The sequence below is a fragment of the Streptomyces sp. NBC_00557 genome (assembly GCF_036345995.1).
Taxonomy (GTDB): Bacteria; Actinomycetota; Actinomycetes; order Streptomycetales; family Streptomycetaceae; genus Streptomyces.
The window spans coordinates 4,733,697-4,749,887 of sequence record NZ_CP107796.1 but is presented as its reverse complement, the minus strand read 5'-3'; the positions used below and the strand labels follow the sequence as shown (position 1 = coordinate 4,749,887).

The window sequence follows — 16,191 nt, the reverse complement described above, 5'->3', positions numbered from 1 at the left end:
TGCTCCTTCCGGGGGAAAAGCATGGGAAGGTGAGCTATCTGCGCCATCCCCACCTCAGCGGCGACCTGCTGTGCTTCGTGGCCGAGGACGACCTCTGGCTGGCCCCGCTCGACGCCCCGCGCCGGGCCTGGCGGCTCACGGCGGACCGCACCAAGGCCGGGCACCCCCGCTTCTCGCCGGACGGCAGCCGCATCGCCTACACCAACTGGCACACCCTCGAACCCGAGATCCACCTCGTCGGGGTCGACGGCGGACCGGAGCGGCAGCTGACGTACTGGGGCAGTTCCGACACGCAGGTCTGCGGCTGGACCCCGGAGGGCGACATCCTCGCCGTCGCCTCCCACGGCCAGCCCTTCTCCTACTTCACCTGGGCCTACAAGGTGTCCACCGACGGCGACCCCGGCCGCAAGCTGCCCTGGGGGCCGGTCGCCGACATCCAGGTCGCCGACATCGACGGCGTGCACAAGACGCTGCTGCTCACCGGCACCCCGCCGCACGAACCGGCCTCCTGGAAGCGCTACCGGGGCGGCGCCATGGGCCGCCTCTGGCTGCACGGGCAGCAGCTCGTGCCCGACATCGGCGGCCATCTGGCCTGCCCCATGTTCGTCGCCGGCCGGATCGCCTTCCTCTCCGACCACGAGGGCGTGGGCAATCTCTACTCCTGCGCCCACGACGGCACCGACCTGCGCCGCCACACCGACCACGACGCCTTCTACGCCCGGCACGCCTCCAGCGACGGCACCCGGGTCGTCTACCAGTGCGCGGGCGACCTGTGGCTCGTCGACGACTTCTCCCCCGGCGCCGTACCGCGCAAGCTGGACGTCCGCCTCGCCGGGCCGGCCAACGGGCGCCGCCGCTACCAGGTGCCCGCCGCGCAGAACGTCGACGGCATCTCCGTGGACGAGACCGGCCGGGCCAGCGCCGTCGTCGTCCGCGGCAGCCTGTACTGGCTCACCCACCGCGACGGGCCCGCCCGTACGATCAGCGACACGCCCGGCGTACGGGTACGGCTCCCGGAGATGCTGGGCACGACCGGGCAGGTCGCGTACATCACCGACGCGGAGGGCGAGGACGCCGTCGAGATCGCCCACCTGCCCCGCGCGACCGGCGACCGCGCCCCCCGCCGCCTGGCCTCCGGCCGCCTCGGCCGTGTCCTGGAGATGGTCTCCGACCCCCTGGGCGAACGGCTCGCGGTCGCCTCGCACGACGGCCGGCTGCTGCTGATCGACGTGACGGAGGAGGGAGGCGGGGAGGCGCTGGAGGCGGGGGAGATCGCGGAGGCCGGGGACGTTCCGGGGGAGGCCGGGGAAGCTCTGGGGGAGGCCGTCGAAGTTCCGGTGGCGGCCGGGGAGGGCGGCGCGGGCGGGGGATCCGGAGCCGATACCGGGGAGCAGGGAACCGGTCCGGCGGAGAGCGCCGAACAGCAGGCCGGCGAGCCCACCGGGGCCACCGGAGACGAGGCGGGCGAACAGACGGGGGCCACCGGAGACGAGCCCGGCGAGCAGACGGGGGCCACGGGCGACGAGCCCGGCGAACCCACAGGAACCGCCGAAGCCCAGACCACGGAGCCCGCCGATACCACCACAGCCCAGTCCAGCGCCCCGACCGAAGCCCCCGACGACCAGCCCGCCGCCCCCGCCGGAGCCGCCGCCCCCGCCGGACCCGGTGGAGGCCAGGTCACCGAGTTGATCCGGTCCATCAACGGTCCCGTCCGCGACCTCGCCTTCTCCCCGGACGGGGCCTGGCTCGCCTGGTCCCACCCGGGCATCGGCCGCTCGCTGCGCCAGATCAAACTGGCCCGGATCAAGGACCGGCTGATCGTGGACGTGACCAACGGCCGCTTCGAGGACGAGAACCCGGTCTTCACCCGCGACGGCCGCTATCTCGCCTTCCTCTCCTGGCGCGGCTTCGACCCGGTGTACGACGTCCACACCGGCGACCTGTCGTTCCCGCTCGGCTGCCGCCCGTACCTCGTGCCGCTGAACTCCGCGACCCCCTCCCCCTTCGCGCTGAACCCCGAGGGCCGTCCGGCGGCCGGCGGGCTGGACCCGGTCGAGGACGAGGAGACGGGCGAGGCCGGCACGGTGACCGTGGAGGTGGAGGGCCTGGCCAACCGGGTCACGCCGTTCCCGGTGATCGCCTCCAAGTACTCCGCGCTGCGCCCGGTGGCGGGCGGCGGACTGGTCTGGCTGCGCTGGCCGATCTCCGGCGCGCTCGGCGAGACCTTCGCCAACCCCTCCGACATCAGCGGCCGCCCCACCCTGGAGTACTTCAACATCAGCAAGGCGAAGAAGTCCGAACTGGTCGACCACCTGGACTGGTTCGCGGTCAGCGGCGACGGCACCCGGCTGGTCGTCGTGGACGAGGGCGATCTGCGCGCGGTGCCCGCCACGGAGCTGGGCGACAGCGACACGACCGTCTGGATCGACCTGCGCCGCATCCTGCACGTGGTCGACCCGCCCGCCGAGTGGCGCCAGGCCTTCGACGAGGCCGGCCGGATCATCCGCGCCTACTTCTGGGACCCCGGGATGTGCGGCATCGACTGGGACGGGGTGCTCGACCAGTACCGGCCCCTCGTCGAACGGGTCGCCTCCCCGGACGAGTTCGCGGACCTGCTCCGCGAGGTCCTCGGTGAACTGGGCACCTCGCACGCCTACGTCACCGCCGCCCGCCGCAACGAGGGCCCGCCCCACTACCAGCGCTGGCAGGGCCTGCTCGGCGCCAACTTCGTCCACCGGGACGGCGGTTGGACGATCAAGCGCATTCTGCCGGGCGACTCGTCCGACTCCAGGGCCCGCTCACCGCTGGCCGGCACGGGCATCCGCGAGGGCGCGGTCCTCACCCATGTCGACGGCCGCCCGGTCGACCCGGTGACCGGGCCGTTCCCGCTGCTCGCCGGCTCCGGCGGGACGACCGTGGAGCTGACGTTCGTCCCGCCGGAAGGCGAGCCGGGCCGGGCCCGCCGGGTCGCCGTCGTCCCGCTCGTCGACGAACGCCCGCTGCGCTACCAGGACTGGGTCGCCAAACGCCGGGAGGTCGTACGCGAGCTGAGCGGCGGCAAGTGCGGCTATCTGCACATCCCCGACATGGGCGGCTCCGGCTGGGCCCAGTTCAACCGCGACCTGCGCATGGAGGTGTCCCGGCCCGCCCTGATCGTGGACGTGCGCGGCAACGCGGGCGGCCACATCAGCGAACTCGTCATCGAGAAGCTGACCCGGACGATCCTCGGCTGGGACCTGACCAGGGACGCGCAGCCGGTGTCGTACACCTCGAACGCGCCGCGGGGACCGATCGTCGCCCTCGCCGACGAGGCGACCTCCTCGGACGGCGACATGATCACCGCCGCGTTCAAACTGCTGAAGCTCGGCCCGGTGGTCGGCACGCGCACCTGGGGCGGTGTGGTCGGCATGACCGGCCGGCACCGGCTGGGCGACGGCACGGTCATCACGGTCCCGATGAACGCGGCCTGGTTCGACGCCTACGGCTGGTCCGTGGAGAACCACGGCGTCACCCCCGACTTCGAGATCATGCGCACCCCCCTGGACTGGGCCGAGGGCCGGCACGCCCAGATGGACGACGCGATCCAACTCGCCCTGGAACTCCTGGAGTCCAATCCCGCGGCCATCCCCCCCGACTACAGCGAGGTCCCCGACCGAACCCGCCCCAAGCTCCCGCCCCGGTCGAGCGGATGAGGGGCGCGGGGAACCGCGCGGGCAACAAAAGACGCAGGGCACCCTCCGAGGGCAACAAAAGACGCAGGGCACCCTCCGAGAAGAAGGGCGCCCCACGCCAACCGGCCAAAGCCGAGCGCAGCGACTAGGCGTCGTAGTCCCGGTCGAAGCGGTCTTCCATCTCCGACTCGGTGTCCTCGATGTCGCGCAGGTTCTCGCGGCCGCGCTGCGGCTGCTGACCGCCGCGCTGGGGCTGCTGCTGGCCGCCGCGCTGGGACTGCTGGCCGGCCCGCTCGCGCGCCTCACCGAGCTTCTGCTTGCCCTGTTCCTGCCACTCGTTGGCCTTGTCCTTCATACCCATGTGGGTTCACTCCCGTGGTGGGTGAGGTGGGGAATCGGCCCCTCCGTGGGGCCTCACCCAGATTCACACGGGCGACCACGGAGCGCATGTGGATCAGTCACGGTGCGTAGCGCGGGCTGCCTCGTCGGCCGCCCCACCTGCACCGACGAGCCCCGAGCGCATCCCCTGCAGCCGCGGTGCGAACCGCTTCATCTCACGCTGCCCGACCGTCCCGATGAGCCCCGGAAGACAGCCCCGCACGCCCTGCATGCCGCGCAGCCACCACTGCCCGTACACATGCGCCGAGCGCCGCTCGATCCCGGCGACCAGCCGGTCCACCGCCGGGCCCAGCGGGTAGGTCTTGTTGGACGGCCACGGCAGCCGCTGCCGCAGCTCCCGCATCACGTCGTCCTGGTCGGCGCCGCGCACCATGTCGGTGTCGGTCCAGGACAGGTACGCGACACCCACCCGCACGCCCTGGTGGCCGACCTCGGGGCGCAGGCTGTGGGCGTACGCCTCCACGCCCGACTTGGAGGCGCAGTACGCCGACATCATCGGCGCCGGCGTGATCGCGGCGAGCGAGGCGATCTGCAGCAGGTAGCCCCGGCTCTCCACCAGCACCGGCAGGAAGGCCCGCGCGGTCACCGCCGAACCGATCAGGTTGACCTCGATCACCCGCCGCCAGGCCTGCGGATCGGAGTCGACGAACGGACCGCCCGTCGCCACACCGGCGTTGGCGACCACGATGTCGACCTTCCCGAACCGCGCCTTGACCTCCTGCGCGACCCGGCTCATCGTCTCGTGGTCGGTGACGTCGGCGTACCAGTGGGCGCTCTCGCTGTGCAGCCGCGAGGAGACGTCCTTGAGGGCGTCCTCCTCGAGACCGACCAGCGCGACCTTCGCGCCGCGCGCGGAGAGCTTGCGGGCCAGCAGCTCTCCGACGCCGCGCGCCGCCCCGGTGACGACCGCGACCTGCCCTTCGAGGCTCACCCTGCTCATGCGCCCTCCTTGATCTGTGCGGGACCGGCCCCCGTGGCTTCGGACGTGGTGTGTGCGGTGACGTACGTGGTGACGAGTTCCCGGATCCGGCCGGTCACCAGGCCGGGGGCCTCGATCGGGGTCATGTGGCCGACGCCGGCCAGCTCGGTCAGGCCGACGCAGTGCGGCAGCGCGGCGACCAGCGCGTGGGCGTGCACGGGAGGCGTGAGCCGGTCGGACGCGCCGTGCACGATCGCGGTGGGCGTGTGCAACTCCCGTACGCCGTGGTCGAGATCGAGCGACTCAAGGACGGCGGCCCAGGCGTGGCGTACGGCGCGCGGGCAGGCGTGCACGATCCGGGCGCACGCCTCCACCATGTGCGGGGCCGAACCGGCGCCCATCGTGGCGTACTTGAGGATGCGTTTGGCGACCGGCGTGACCGGCCCGAGGGGGGCGCGCGAGCCGAGGACGCGCCCGGTGATCCAGGTGCGCACCCGCCCGGCGCCCAGCGGCAGCACCCGCGACTCCGCGACCAGCCGCGAGCTGCCGGTGCTGCACAGCAGGACGGCGGCGGCGTGTTCCCGGAAGCGGGGGCGCGCGGCGGCGGCCATGACGGTCATCCCGCCCATGGAGTGGCCGACGATCACCGCCTTCTCGCCGAGCGCGAGCGTCTGCGCGAGCACCGCTTCGAGGTCGTCCGCCAGCGCCTGGGCGGTGCACGCGGGGCTCGCGGGGCTGCGCCCGTGCCCCCGCTGGTCGTACGCGATCACCCGGTGGTCGGTGGCGAGGTCCCGTATCTGCGCGGCCCAGAAGGCGGTCGAGCAGGTCCAGCCGTGGGAGAGGACGACGGGCGGCGCGTCCTCGGGGCCGTGCACCTCGACGTGCAGCGGGGCGCCGTCGGCGGAGACGACGGTGAGTTCGCGGGCGGGAGCGGGCGGGGCGTACGGCCCGGAGGTGACACGGGCGTCGGGGGCGGGCCGGCTCATGCGGCGCCCTCGCTCTGCCCGGCGGCGGCCATCTTCGGCGCGGCCGCGCCGGATCGCTCGGCACTCGGTGCGGCCCCCGGCGACTCGGTGGGGCGCGCCCGGATGACCTCGTACTCGGCCAGGTCCACCCGCCGGGTCGCGCGCCGGAACTCCGACGTCGTACCGGGCCAGATGGTGGTGTTGCGGCCGCTGTCGTCGAGGTACCAGCTGGTGCAGCCGCCGGTGTTCCACACCGTGCGCTTCATCCGCTCCTGGACCTTGCGGTTCCAGTCCTCGACGGCCGCCGGCCGGGCATCGAGGGCCGTACGGCCTCCCCCAGTGCCTTGAGGGCCTGGGGGGACCCCCAGGACGTCCAGTTGCCGCAGATAGTCGGCCATGTAGTTCAGCTGGGACTCGATCATGAGGATCATCGAGGAGTTCCCGAGCCCGGTGTTGGGCCCGATGATCGTCATCCAGTTGGGGAACCCGGCGGCCGCGGCGCCGCGCAGCGCCTGCATGCCGTTCTTCCAGGACTCGGCGAGGGTGATGCCCTCGGCGCCGACCACGCGCTCGGCGATCGGCATGTCCGTGACGTGGAAGCCCGTACCGAAGATGATCGCGTCGACCTCGGCCTCGGTGCCGTCGGCGGCGACGACGGTGGAGCCGCGGATCTCGCCGAGCCCGCTGGCCACGACGTCCACGTTCGGCCGGGCCAGCGCCGGGTAGTACTCGCTGGACAGCAGGATCCGCTTGCAGCCGATCCGGTAGTCGGGGGTCAGCTTGGCGCGCAGGGCCGGGTCCTTGATGGCCCGGGCCATGTTGCGCCTGGCGAGCTGCTCGACCAGGCCTAGTTCCTCGGGGTGCTTGGTGAACGCCTGCACCTGCAGCTCCCGGATGCCCCACAGCAGCCCGCGCCGCAGCTGGGTGGTGAAGGGCAGGGACCGGTGCAGCCAGCGCTCGGCGCCGCTGATGGCGCGGTCCATGCGGGGCATCACCCACGGCGGGGTCCGCTGGAAGAGGGTGAGCCGGCCGACCTTCGGCTGGATGGCGGGCACGATCTGGATGGCGGAGGCACCGGTGCCGACCATGGCGACGCGCTTGCCGCGCAGGTCGTAGTCGTGGTCCCAGCGGGCGGAGTGGAAGACCTTGCCGGGGAAGGTCTCCAGGCCCGGGATCTCGGGGATCTTCGGGTCGGACAGCGGCCCGGTGGCGGAGACGACGACGTCGGCGGTGAGCGTGCCCCGTACGGTCTCGATCTCCCACCACAGCCTCTCGGTGTCCCACCGCATCAGCTTGACCTCGGAGTCGAAGCGGATGTGCGGGCGCAGCCCGAACAGGTCGGTGACGTGCTCCAGATAGGCGCGGATGTGCTGCTGCCCGGAGAAGGTGCGCGGCCAGTCGGGGTTGGGCGCGAAGGAGAAGGAGTACAGGTGGGAGGGCACGTCGCAGGCGCACCCGGGGTAGCTGTTGTCCCGCCAGGTGCCGCCCACGCTGTCCGCCCGCTCCAGGACGACGAAGTCGGTGATCCCTTCGCGGCGCAGCCGCACGGCGGCTCCCAGACCGCCGAACCCGGACCCGATCACCGCCACCCGTACATGCTCGTGCTGGGCCATCCCGAAGCCTCCACGCATCGCATCGGACTCTGCCAGTGAACACTGGCGCAATGGGACTGTAGAGCAGCTCCGTACTCGGCGGTAGGGGTCGGGAAAGGAAAGTTACCGGCGGTACAACATAGGCTTCGGGCGTGGCAGAGGACACGGAGCACCCGGAGGCACGGCCGCCAGGACGGCGCGAGTACCGCATGGAGGAACTGGCGCGGCTCGCCGGCATCACCGTGCGCACGCTGCGCTTCTACCGTGAGCGCAAGCTGATCCCGCCGCCCCGCCGCGAGGGCCGCATCGCCTGGTACGACGACCACCACCTGGCCCGCCTGCGCACCATCGCCGCCCTGCTGGAGCGCGGCCACACCCTCAGCGGCATCGCCGAACTCGCCGAGGCCCTCGACCAGGGCCGCGACGTCGCCGACCTGATCGGCGTCGGCACGCCCACGGAGGAGGAACCGGTCCGCCTCACCCCGGAGGAACTCGCCGCCCGCTTCGAGGGCGAGGTCACCCCGGAGAACCTCGCCGCCGCCATGGAGCTGGGCTACCTCGGCACCGACGGCGACCAGATCGTCCACATCAGCCGCCGCCTGCTGGACGTCTCCTCCGCCCTGGTCCGCGAGGGCATCCCGCTCGCCGAGGTCCTCACGGCCGCCGCCCGCGTCCGCGAACACGCCGACGCCCTGGCCGAACTCTTCACCGACCTGATCCTCCGCCACGCCCCCGAGGAAGACCTCCACCGCCTGCGCCCCCTGGCCCGCAACGTGGTGGAGGCGGAACTGTCCCTGGCCCTGGACCGGCGGATCAGCAAGCGGGACTGAGGATCGGGGGCGACGGCACCACGGGGACCGGGACTACAGGGACCGGGATCACAGGGACCGGGATTACAGGTCGTAGACGACCGTCACCGGCGCATGGTCCGACCAGCGCTCGGCGTGCGTGGCCGCGCGCTCGACGAAGCCCTTGACGGCCTTCCCGGCGATGCCGGGCGTGGCGGCGTGGTAGTCGATGCGCCACCCTGAATCGTTGTCGAACGCCCGCCCCCGGTACGACCACCAGGTGTACGGGCCCTCCGTCCCGGGATGCAGGCTGCGTACGACGTCCACGTAGCCGCCGTCCTCAGCGGCGAACACGCGGCCGAGCCAGGCGCGTTCCTCGGGCAGGAAGCCGGAGTTCCTGGTGTTGCCGCGCCAGTTCTTCAGGTCGGCCTGCTGGTGGGCGATGTTCCAGTCGCCGCAGACGACGACCTCGCGGCCCTCGGCGGCGGCCCGCTCGCGCAGCGCCTTGAGGTGGGCGAGGAACTCGTCCATGAACCGGATCTTCTCGTCCTGCCGTTCGGTGCCGACCTCGCCGGAGGGCAGATAGAGGGAGGCGACCGTGACGCCCGGCAGATCGGCCTCGGCGTAGCGCCCACTGCCGTCGAACTCGGCCGAGCCGAAGCCGATGCGGACGGCGTCGGGTTCGCGCCGGGTGTAGAGGGAGACGCCCGCGCGGCCCTTGGCGGCGGCCGGGGCGTGCAGGACGTGCCAGCCGTCGGGCCGGCGCACCTCCTCGGGCAGCTGGTGCGGCTCGGCACGCACCTCCTGCAGGCAGACGACATCCGCGTCCGTCTGCGCGAGCCACTCCACGAAGCCCTTCCTGGCGGCGGCTCGCAGCCCGTTCACGTTCACCGAGGTCACAGTCAGCACCCGGGCACGATACCGGCACACTGGTCGGAGCCCGCACCAGCCCGGGGCCCACCGACTGCATAGAAGTACGATACCTAGCATGATTATTCGCCGCGCTCGTTTCGATCACCCCGACGCCGTGAAGCTCAACGACGAGGTCCAGGCCGAGTACGCCGAGCGTTACGGCGACGAGGGGGACGCCACCGTCCTCGCCGCGACGGACTTCGACCCGCCGAACGGCGTCTACCTGATCGCGTACGACGAGTTCGACCGCCCCGTGGCCACCGGCGGCTGGCGCAGCCGGGACCGCAACGAGGAGGGCAACGAGGACGGCGACGCCGAGCTGAAGCGCCTGTTCGTCGTCGCCGAGATGCGCGGCCGGGGTCTCGCCCGCCGCATCCTCGCGGCCCTGGAGGAGGACGCCCGCGCGGCCGGGCGTGTCCGGATGGTGCTGGAGACGGGCACCAAGCAGCCGGAGGCCGTCGCGCTGTACACCTCCAGCGGCTACGAACCGTGCGCCAAGTTCGGCTACTACCGCCACCACGCGGACAGCCTCTGCTTCGCCAAGCGGCTGTAGAGACGATGAAGCCCCGGTCGGCTTCCGCCGACCGGGGCTTCATGCTGCGTGGACCTGAGGGGATTTGAACCCCTGGCCCCCTCGATGCGAACGAGGTGCGCTACCGGACTGCGCCACAGGCCCTTGCAACGAGTGAAACTTTAGCATCCCGATCGGGGTGCTTGGAAATCCGTTCCCGGACTGGTCAGCGCGCCTTCCCGACGTGTGGCGGGCGTCACTCGTTGGCCGCGCGCGGGCGGTCGCGGTCCTCGTACTGGTCGAACAGGGGCGTGCGGCCGCGCTCGCGCGACCGGCGCGCGGAGGCGCCGGGGCCTCCGCCGCGGGAGCGGTTGCGGGCCTGGGGCAGCGTGTCTTTGCGGCCGCCGGCCGGCGCGTCCTGGGACGCGGGCGCCTGCTCGCCGGCCTCGGCCCGCGGCGCGTGGTCCGGCTCCTGCTCCGGCGCGACCGAGCTGGAACGCGCCGAGCTCCAGGTGTCCGGCGCCCCCAGATCCACGTCGGAGGTGGCGCGCGGCGCGACCGGCGCGGTCACGTACGTCGGCAGGGGCACCGGCACCGGGTCCCAGCTGTCCCCGCCGGGCCGCCGCTGCCGCTCCCGCTGCTGGTCGACCCACTCGGCGTGGTCCGTCTGCTCGACCAGGGCGCGCCGGTCGGCGGCGAGCGCGGCGAGTCCGGGGTCCGCCGCGGTCTCCGGGACCTCCTCCGTCTCGTCGGTGCCGGGGCCCGCGTCCAGAGGTGCACGGCGGCGCGGCTGGCGCTCCCGCTCGCGCAGCCGCTGGGCGGCGACCTCCGCGCGGCGGCGGTCCATCTGGTAGGCGAAGCGGCGGCGTTCCTGGGAGCGCAGGTAGGCGATGTAGGCGCTGAGCAGCACGGCCGGCACGGCGGGCGCCCACAGGAAGGCGAGTCCGCCGACGGCGGCGACGATCGCGCCCAGGGTGAAGGCGAGGAAGAGCACCACGGTGGTACGTCTGCGGCGCGCGAGAACCTTCGAGCGCCGGGCGCGTGCCGCGGCCGCCTGCGCGGAGGGCGCCGACCGCGCGGACGGGGTCCGTTCCCGCGCGGGCGTGGAAGGGGACTTGGGCGAGGGCGCGGCGGCCTGATCGTGCGCCGGTTCCACCCTCGCGGGTGACTCGGGCTCGATGCCGGCGTCCGTCTGGCGGCGGGCGGGAGGCACGGCGAAGGCCCGGACGTCCACCGAGTCGGTGACGGCGTCCGGTTCGCCGGTGTCCGGCTCCCCCTCCTGGGCGGAGCGTGCCCGCAGGTCCCTGGCGTACCGGCGCTCCATTCCCGCCCGTCCGGACAGCAGCCGGATGGCGGTGCTGAAGCGCTCCGTCGGACGGGCCTCGTTCAGCTCGTCCTGCCTACGGAGCCACATCGGCACCAAGTAGGCGGCCCAGGCCCCGACAATGACTGCGTAGATGAGGCCGCTGCTGCTCACGTCTCACACCGTAGAGGGGTTTACGCGAGGCCATCCGCCAATTGGGCCGGTGTGTCGCACGATCTGGCTGATATTTCCAGCTTTTTTTGCGACCGATGCGATCAGGGGACCACCGCAGACGGGAATTCAATGCCCCGAGACGGTCAACAACCGATCAATTTCGAACACACATTCAATTACGTCCGCCGGTGCGCGGCTAGGCGCGATTCTCCGGCGTGTTCTGCGCATTGCGGCGCTCCGCCTGAGAGCGTGCCCGCTTCCACCGCGCGAGCAAACCGTCGGGCACCTCTTCGGCGGTGAGCGCGAACACCAGGTGGTCGCGCCAGGCGCCGTCGATGTGCAGATAGCGCGGCCGGAGCCCCTCCTCGCGGAATCCGAGTTTCTCCACGACCCGGCGGCTCGGCCGGTTCTCGGGGCGAATGCAGACCTCGACGCGGTGCAGTCCGACCGTGCGGAAGCAGTGGTCCACCACCAGCGCGACCGCCGTCGGCATCACCCCGCGCCCGGCCACCGCCTCGTCCACCCAGTAGCCCACGTGCCCCGAGCACATCGATCCCCAGGTGATCCCGGCGACCGTCAGCTGCCCGACGAGCCGGCCCTGGTACTCGATGACGAACGGCAGCATCCGGCCGGCGCCCGCCTCGGAACGCAGGTGCCGGACCATCTGCCGGTAGGTCGGCCGGTGCGCTATCGGTCCGCTCGGCGTGGGCGGCGGGATGGTCGCCTCCCAGGGGCGCAGCCAGTCGCGGTTGCGCCGGTTCACCTCGCGCCAGGCCCGCTGGTCGCGCAGCCGTATCGGCCGGAGGACGACATCGCCGTCCGCCAGCACGACGGGCCAGGATGGGCTGTTCAGCTCGCACCCCCGCTTCTGGGTCCGGCGTGGTCGCCGCCGCGGATCTGGTCGACGGCGTGCACCAGCAGGGTCTCCAGCACGGCGAGGCCGTCCTTCACGCCGCCCGTGGAACCCGGCAGATTGACGATCAGCGTCCGGCCCGCCACCCCGGCCAGTCCCCGGGAGAGCGCAGCGGTCGGCACCTTCTGCAGTCCGAACGCCCGGATGGCCTCCGCTATGCCCGGCACCTCGCGGTCGATCACCGCGCGGGTCGCCTCCGGCGTGCGGTCGGTCGGCGAGATGCCGGTGCCGCCGGTGGTGACGATCGCGTCGTAGCCGGCGTCGACCCCCGCGCGCAGGGCGGCCTGGACGGGCTCCCCGTCCGGGACGACCCGGGGGCCGTCGACGGCGAACCCGAAGCGCTTCAGGCCTTCGGCGACCAAGGGGCCGCCCCTGTCCTCGTAGACGCCCGCGGCAGCCCTGTTGGACGCGGTGACCACCAGAGCCCGGTAGCTCATGCGCGGCTCCAGTCGCCCGACTTGCCGCCCGTCTTCTCCTCCACGCGCACGTCCGTGATGACCGCCTTCTTGTCGACCGCCTTGACCATGTCGATCACGGTGAGCGCGGCGACCGTCACGGCGGTGAGGGCCTCCATCTCGACGCCCGTACGGTCCGTGGTCTTCACGGTGGCCTGGATCTCCACGGCGTCGTCCGCGACCGACAGGTCCAGTTTCACACCGGACACCGACAACGGGTGGCACAGCGGGATCAGGTCCGGGGTGCGCTTGGCGCCCATGATGCCGGCGATGCGGGCGGTGGCGAGGGCGTCGCCCTTGGGCATCCCCTCCCCGCGCAGCAGCTCGACCACGCGCGGGGAGACGAGGACGCGGCCGCTGGCGCGGGCGGTGCGCGCGGTCACGTCCTTGCCGGACACGTCGACCATGCGGGCCGCGCCCGCCTCGTCGATGTGCGTCAGGCCGTCCTGCACAGGGGGCCCGGGGGTCTCCCCCCGGAAAGACTCAGTCATGCTGTGTGCCGCTCCCGGTCCGGGCCCGGCGCACTGAACTGCGCGGGCCTGTTGTGCGCGACACGCTACCGCCCTGTCCACGCGCGCACCGGCCCAGGACCCCGGCCCGGCGGCACCTGCGCGCGCGTGCCTCAGCCGAGCAGCACGACCTCCACCTCGGCGCCGGGCTCGACGGACTCCACGTCCTCGGGGACGACGATCAGCGCGTCGGCGTGCGCCAGCGCCGCGATCAGGTGCGAGCCGGCGCCGCCGACGGGGGTCACCTCGCCGTCGCGGTACGCGCCGCGCAGGAACTGCCGGCGCCCCTTGGGGGAGCGCAGCGCCTCGCCGGCTCTCAGGGTGGCCCGGGTGCGGGGCCGGTGCACGTCCGGCAGGCCCATCAGGGTGCGGATGGCGGGGCGGACGAACAGCTCGAAGGAGACGTACGAAGACACGGGGTTGCCCGGCAGGGCCAGCAGCGGCGTGTGGTCGGGGCCGATGGTGCCGAAGCCCTGGGGCCTTCCGGGCTGCATGGCGAGCTTGCGGAACTCCACTCCGCCGCCCGCCTCGTCCTCGTCGCCGGCGTGCGACAGCGCCTCCTTGACGACGTCGTACGCCCCGACGCTGACTCCTCCGGTGGTCACCAGCAGGTCGGCGCGGACGAGCTGGTCCTCGATGGTGGAGCGGAGGGTCTCGGCGTCGTCGGCGACGGCGCCGACCCGGTAGGCGATGGCGCCCGCGTCCCGCGCGGCGGCGGTGAGGGCGAAGCTGTTGGAGTCGTAGATCTGGCCGCGGCCCAGTTCCTCGCCGGGCTGGACGAGTTCGCTGCCGGTGGACAGGACGACCACGCGCGGGCGCGGGCGCACGCGTACCGTGCCGCGGCCGATCGCGGCGAGCAGTGCGATCTGCGAGGGGCCGAGGATCGTCCCGGCCTCCAGGGCGCGGTCGCCGGCCTGCACGTCGCTGCCCGCGGCCCGCACGTGCGCGCGCGGGTCGACGGGGCGGTGCACGTGCACCTGCCCCTGGGCGCCCTCGGGCGCCAGGCTGCGCGCCCGCATGCCGCTCACCGGGCCCCCGCCGAGTCCGCCGTCGGTCCACTCCACCGGGACGACGGCCTCGGCACCGGGCGGCAGCGGGGCGCCGGTCATGATGCGGGCGGCCTGGCCGGGACCGACCCGGACCGGGTCGGCCGCGCCCGCCGCGACGTCGCCGACGACCTCCAGGGCGGCCGGGAACTCCTCACTGGAGCCCGCCACGTCCGCGACCCGCACCGCGTACCCGTCCATGGAGCTGTTGTCGAACGGCGGCAGGGACACCGGCACCGTGACGTCGTCGACCAGGACGCAGCCCTGGGCGTCGAGCAGGTGCAGCTCGATGGGTTCCAGGGGGCGGACGGTGGAGAGGACGTCCTCCAGGTGCTCGTCCACCGACCACAGGTGGTCCGGGCCGGCGGGGCGGATCGCGGCGGTGCTCAACGTTGCTGCATCTCCTCGGCTACGTAACGGCGAAGCCAGGTCCGGAAGTCCGGGCCCAGGTCTTCACGTTCGCACGCGAGTCTGACAATGGCACGCAGATAGTCGCCGCGGTCGCCGGTGTCGTAGCGGCGGCCCTTGAAGACGACGCCGTGCACCGGCCCGCCGACCTTCTCGTCCGACGCGAGCTGCTGCAGGGCGTCGGTGAGCTGGATCTCCCCGCCGCGGCCGGGTTCGGTCTTGCGGAGTATGCCGAAGATGTGCGGGTCGAGGACGTACCGGCCGATGATCGCGTAGTTCGACGGGGCGTCCGCCGGGTCCGGCTTCTCGACCAGCCCGGTCACCCGCACCACGTCGCCGTCGGCGGTCGCCTCCACGGCCGCGCAGCCGTAGAGGTGGATCTGCTCGGGCGCGACCTCCATGAGGGCGATCACGCTGCCGCCGTGGTTCTCCTGGACCTCGATCATGCGCTGGAGCAGCGGGTCGCGCGGGTCGATCAGGTCGTCGCCCAGGAGCACCGCGAAGGGCTCGTGGCCGACGTGCGGGGCGGCGCACAGCACCGCGTGGCCGAGGCCCTTGGGGTCGCCCTGGCGGACGTAGTGCATGGTCGCCAGGTCGCTGGACTCCTGCACCTTCGCGAGCCGTTCGGCGTCGCCCTTCTTCTCCAGGGCCGACTCCAGCTCGTAGTTGCGGTCGAAGTGGTCCTCGAGGGGACGCTTGTTGCGTCCGGTGACCATGAGAACATCGTCGAGCCCCGCCGAAACGGCCTCCTCGACCACGTACTGGATCGCGGGCTTGTCGACGACCGGCAGCATCTCCTTGGGAGTGGCCTTGGTGGCCGGCAGGAACCGGGTGCCGAGGCCGGCCGCGGGAATGACAGCCTTGCTGATCCTGGGGTGCGACTGAGTCATGCCCGCAACCTTATCGGGTGCCTTTGTGCGGAATCTGTGGCTCCCCTTGGTTGACCCTTTATGACGGCATTCAAGAAGGGTGCGAGAACGACACGTGGCACACGACGGACGCACGAGCGAGCCTGACAAGCGAACGTTGCGGCGCGCGTTCCTCTCGGTGAGGAACAGGTTGACGGACGATGACGTCGCCGCGACGGCCCGCGCCCTGGCCGAACGCGCCCTGGAGCTGCCCGAGCTGGCGCGGGCGCGAACCGTGGCGGCGTACGTCTCCGTGGGGACCGAGCCCGGCACCCCCGCCCTGCTGGACGCGCTGCGCGCGCGGGGCGCACGGGTGCTGCTGCCCGCGCTCCTGCCCGACAACGACCTCGACTGGGGCGAGTACACCGGCCCGGACTCCCTCGCCCGGATCCGGCACGGCGGGAAGATGGCGCTCCTGGAACCCTCCGGCGCGCGGCTCGGCCCGGACGCCGTGACGGCCGCGGACGTCGTCCTGCTGCCCGGACTCGCGGTCGACGCGCGCGGGATGCGGCTGGGGCGGGGCGGAGGGTCGTACGACCGCGTGCTCGCCCGGCTGGAGCGCGCGGGCGCCCGTCCCCGGCTCGTGGTCCTGCTGTACGACACGGAAGTCGTCGCGCACGTCCCGGCGGAGGCGCACGACAAGCCCGTGCACGCCGTGGTGACCCCTTCCGGTGTGCGCCGCTTCCCGGACGCCTGACGGCCCCTGCGACGAAAACGG

Annotated in this window: 15 protein-coding genes and 1 tRNA gene; 4 read left to right on the top strand and 12 right to left on the bottom strand. The window is 72.8% G+C overall.

Annotation, left to right across the window (positions count from 1 at the left end):
- Positions 1 to 29: 29 nt before the first annotated feature.
- On the top strand, positions 30 to 3,692 hold the full coding sequence (locus OG956_RS20700) for a S41 family peptidase (RefSeq protein ID WP_330339476.1): 3,663 nt from the start codon (positions 30 to 32) through the stop codon (positions 3,690 to 3,692).
- Positions 3,693 to 3,816: 124 nt separating this feature from the next.
- On the opposite strand, the gene OG956_RS20695 is transcribed toward OG956_RS20700, so the two are convergent.
- From OG956_RS20695 to OG956_RS20680, 4 genes are all read right to left on the bottom strand, one after another.
- Entirely contained in the window at positions 3,817 to 4,032 is a 216-nt protein-coding gene (locus OG956_RS20695; protein WP_330339475.1) for a hypothetical protein, read from the bottom strand.
- A gap of 93 nt (positions 4,033 to 4,125) precedes the next feature.
- A complete protein-coding gene (locus OG956_RS20690) occupies positions 4,126 to 5,010 on the bottom strand; it encodes an SDR family oxidoreductase (protein WP_330339474.1) in 885 nt (294 codons plus the stop codon).
- On the bottom strand, positions 5,007 to 5,975 hold the full coding sequence (locus tag OG956_RS20685; protein WP_330339473.1) for an alpha/beta fold hydrolase: 969 nt from the start codon (positions 5,973 to 5,975) through the stop codon (positions 5,007 to 5,009). Before OG956_RS20685 ends, OG956_RS20690 begins: the two co-directional genes overlap by 4 nt.
- Entirely contained in the window at positions 5,972 to 7,567 is a 1,596-nt protein-coding gene (locus tag OG956_RS20680) for a flavin-containing monooxygenase (protein ID WP_330339472.1), read from the bottom strand. Before OG956_RS20680 ends, OG956_RS20685 begins: the two co-directional genes overlap by 4 nt.
- Positions 7,568 to 7,755: 188 nt before the next feature.
- Between OG956_RS20680 and OG956_RS20675 the strand changes: the two genes are divergently transcribed.
- Positions 7,756 to 8,376: a MerR family transcriptional regulator gene (locus OG956_RS20675; protein WP_330342896.1), complete on the top strand. Its 621-nt coding sequence runs from the start codon at positions 7,756 to 7,758 to the stop codon at positions 8,374 to 8,376.
- A gap of 63 nt (positions 8,377 to 8,439) precedes the next feature.
- On the opposite strand, the gene OG956_RS20670 is transcribed toward OG956_RS20675, so the two are convergent.
- A complete protein-coding gene (locus OG956_RS20670; protein WP_330339471.1) occupies positions 8,440 to 9,243 on the bottom strand; it encodes an exodeoxyribonuclease III in 804 nt (267 codons plus the stop codon).
- Positions 9,244 to 9,322: 79 nt separating this feature from the next.
- Between OG956_RS20670 and OG956_RS20665 the strand changes: the two genes are divergently transcribed.
- A complete protein-coding gene (locus OG956_RS20665; protein ID WP_330339470.1) occupies positions 9,323 to 9,799 on the top strand; it encodes a GNAT family N-acetyltransferase in 477 nt (158 codons plus the stop codon).
- Positions 9,800 to 9,848: 49 nt separating this feature from the next.
- Here the strand turns inward: OG956_RS20665 and OG956_RS20660 are convergent.
- The 7 genes from OG956_RS20660 to galU form a co-directional block, all read right to left on the bottom strand.
- A tRNA-Ala gene (locus tag OG956_RS20660) sits at positions 9,849 to 9,922 on the bottom strand.
- Between the two features lie 91 nt (positions 9,923 to 10,013).
- Positions 10,014 to 11,234 carry a divisome protein SepX/GlpR gene (sepX, locus tag OG956_RS20655; protein WP_330339469.1) on the bottom strand — a complete coding sequence of 407 codons (1,221 nt, stop codon included), beginning with the start codon at positions 11,232 to 11,234 and terminating at the stop codon, positions 10,014 to 10,016.
- A 196-nt stretch (positions 11,235 to 11,430) separates the two neighbouring features.
- Complete coding sequence (locus OG956_RS20650) at positions 11,431 to 12,063, bottom strand: GNAT family N-acetyltransferase (protein ID WP_330339468.1); 633 nt, start codon at positions 12,061 to 12,063, stop codon at positions 11,431 to 11,433.
- A gap of 20 nt (positions 12,064 to 12,083) precedes the next feature.
- Complete coding sequence (locus OG956_RS20645) at positions 12,084 to 12,584, bottom strand: MogA/MoaB family molybdenum cofactor biosynthesis protein (RefSeq protein WP_330339467.1); 501 nt, start codon at positions 12,582 to 12,584, stop codon at positions 12,084 to 12,086.
- On the bottom strand, positions 12,581 to 13,093 hold the full coding sequence (gene moaC / locus OG956_RS20640; RefSeq protein WP_330339466.1) for a cyclic pyranopterin monophosphate synthase MoaC: 513 nt from the start codon (positions 13,091 to 13,093) through the stop codon (positions 12,581 to 12,583). Before moaC ends, OG956_RS20645 begins: the two co-directional genes overlap by 4 nt.
- 131 nt (positions 13,094 to 13,224) lie before the next feature.
- A complete protein-coding gene (gene glp, locus OG956_RS20635) occupies positions 13,225 to 14,547 on the bottom strand; it encodes a molybdotransferase-like divisome protein Glp (RefSeq protein WP_330339465.1) in 1,323 nt (440 codons plus the stop codon).
- Positions 14,544 to 15,455 carry a UTP--glucose-1-phosphate uridylyltransferase GalU gene (gene galU / locus OG956_RS20630; RefSeq protein ID WP_330339464.1) on the bottom strand — a complete coding sequence of 304 codons (912 nt, stop codon included), beginning with the start codon at positions 15,453 to 15,455 and terminating at the stop codon, positions 14,544 to 14,546. The genes glp and galU overlap by 4 nt, the downstream gene beginning before the upstream one ends.
- Positions 15,456 to 15,549: 94 nt before the next feature.
- Between galU and OG956_RS20625 the strand changes: the two genes are divergently transcribed.
- Positions 15,550 to 16,170 (top strand): 5-formyltetrahydrofolate cyclo-ligase, encoded by a 621-nt coding sequence (locus OG956_RS20625; protein WP_330339463.1) that lies wholly within the window; start codon positions 15,550 to 15,552, stop codon positions 16,168 to 16,170.
- Positions 16,171 to 16,191 lie beyond the last annotated feature (21 nt).

Bases quoted from the DNA above. Each gene is read 5' to 3' on its own strand.
- OG956_RS20695 (WP_330339475.1), bottom strand. From the start codon at position 4,032: ATGGGTATGAAGGACAAGGCCAACGAGTGGCAGGAACAGGGCAAGCAG.
- OG956_RS20690 (WP_330339474.1), bottom strand. From the start codon at position 5,010: ATGAGCAGGGTGAGCCTCGAAGGGCAGGTCGCGGTCGTCACCGGGGCG.
- OG956_RS20685 (WP_330339473.1), bottom strand. From the start codon at position 5,975: ATGAGCCGGCCCGCCCCCGACGCCCGTGTCACCTCCGGGCCGTACGCC.
- OG956_RS20680 (WP_330339472.1), bottom strand. From the start codon at position 7,567: ATGGCCCAGCACGAGCATGTACGGGTGGCGGTGATCGGGTCCGGGTTC.
- OG956_RS20675 (WP_330342896.1), top strand. From the start codon at position 7,756: ATGGAGGAACTGGCGCGGCTCGCCGGCATCACCGTGCGCACGCTGCGC.
- OG956_RS20665 (WP_330339470.1), top strand. From the start codon at position 9,323: ATGATTATTCGCCGCGCTCGTTTCGATCACCCCGACGCCGTGAAGCTC.
- OG956_RS20645 (WP_330339467.1), bottom strand. From the start codon at position 12,584: ATGAGCTACCGGGCTCTGGTGGTCACCGCGTCCAACAGGGCTGCCGCG.
- moaC (WP_330339466.1), bottom strand. From the start codon at position 13,093: ATGACTGAGTCTTTCCGGGGGGAGACCCCCGGGCCCCCTGTGCAGGAC.
- galU (WP_330339464.1), bottom strand. From the start codon at position 15,455: ATGACTCAGTCGCACCCCAGGATCAGCAAGGCTGTCATTCCCGCGGCC.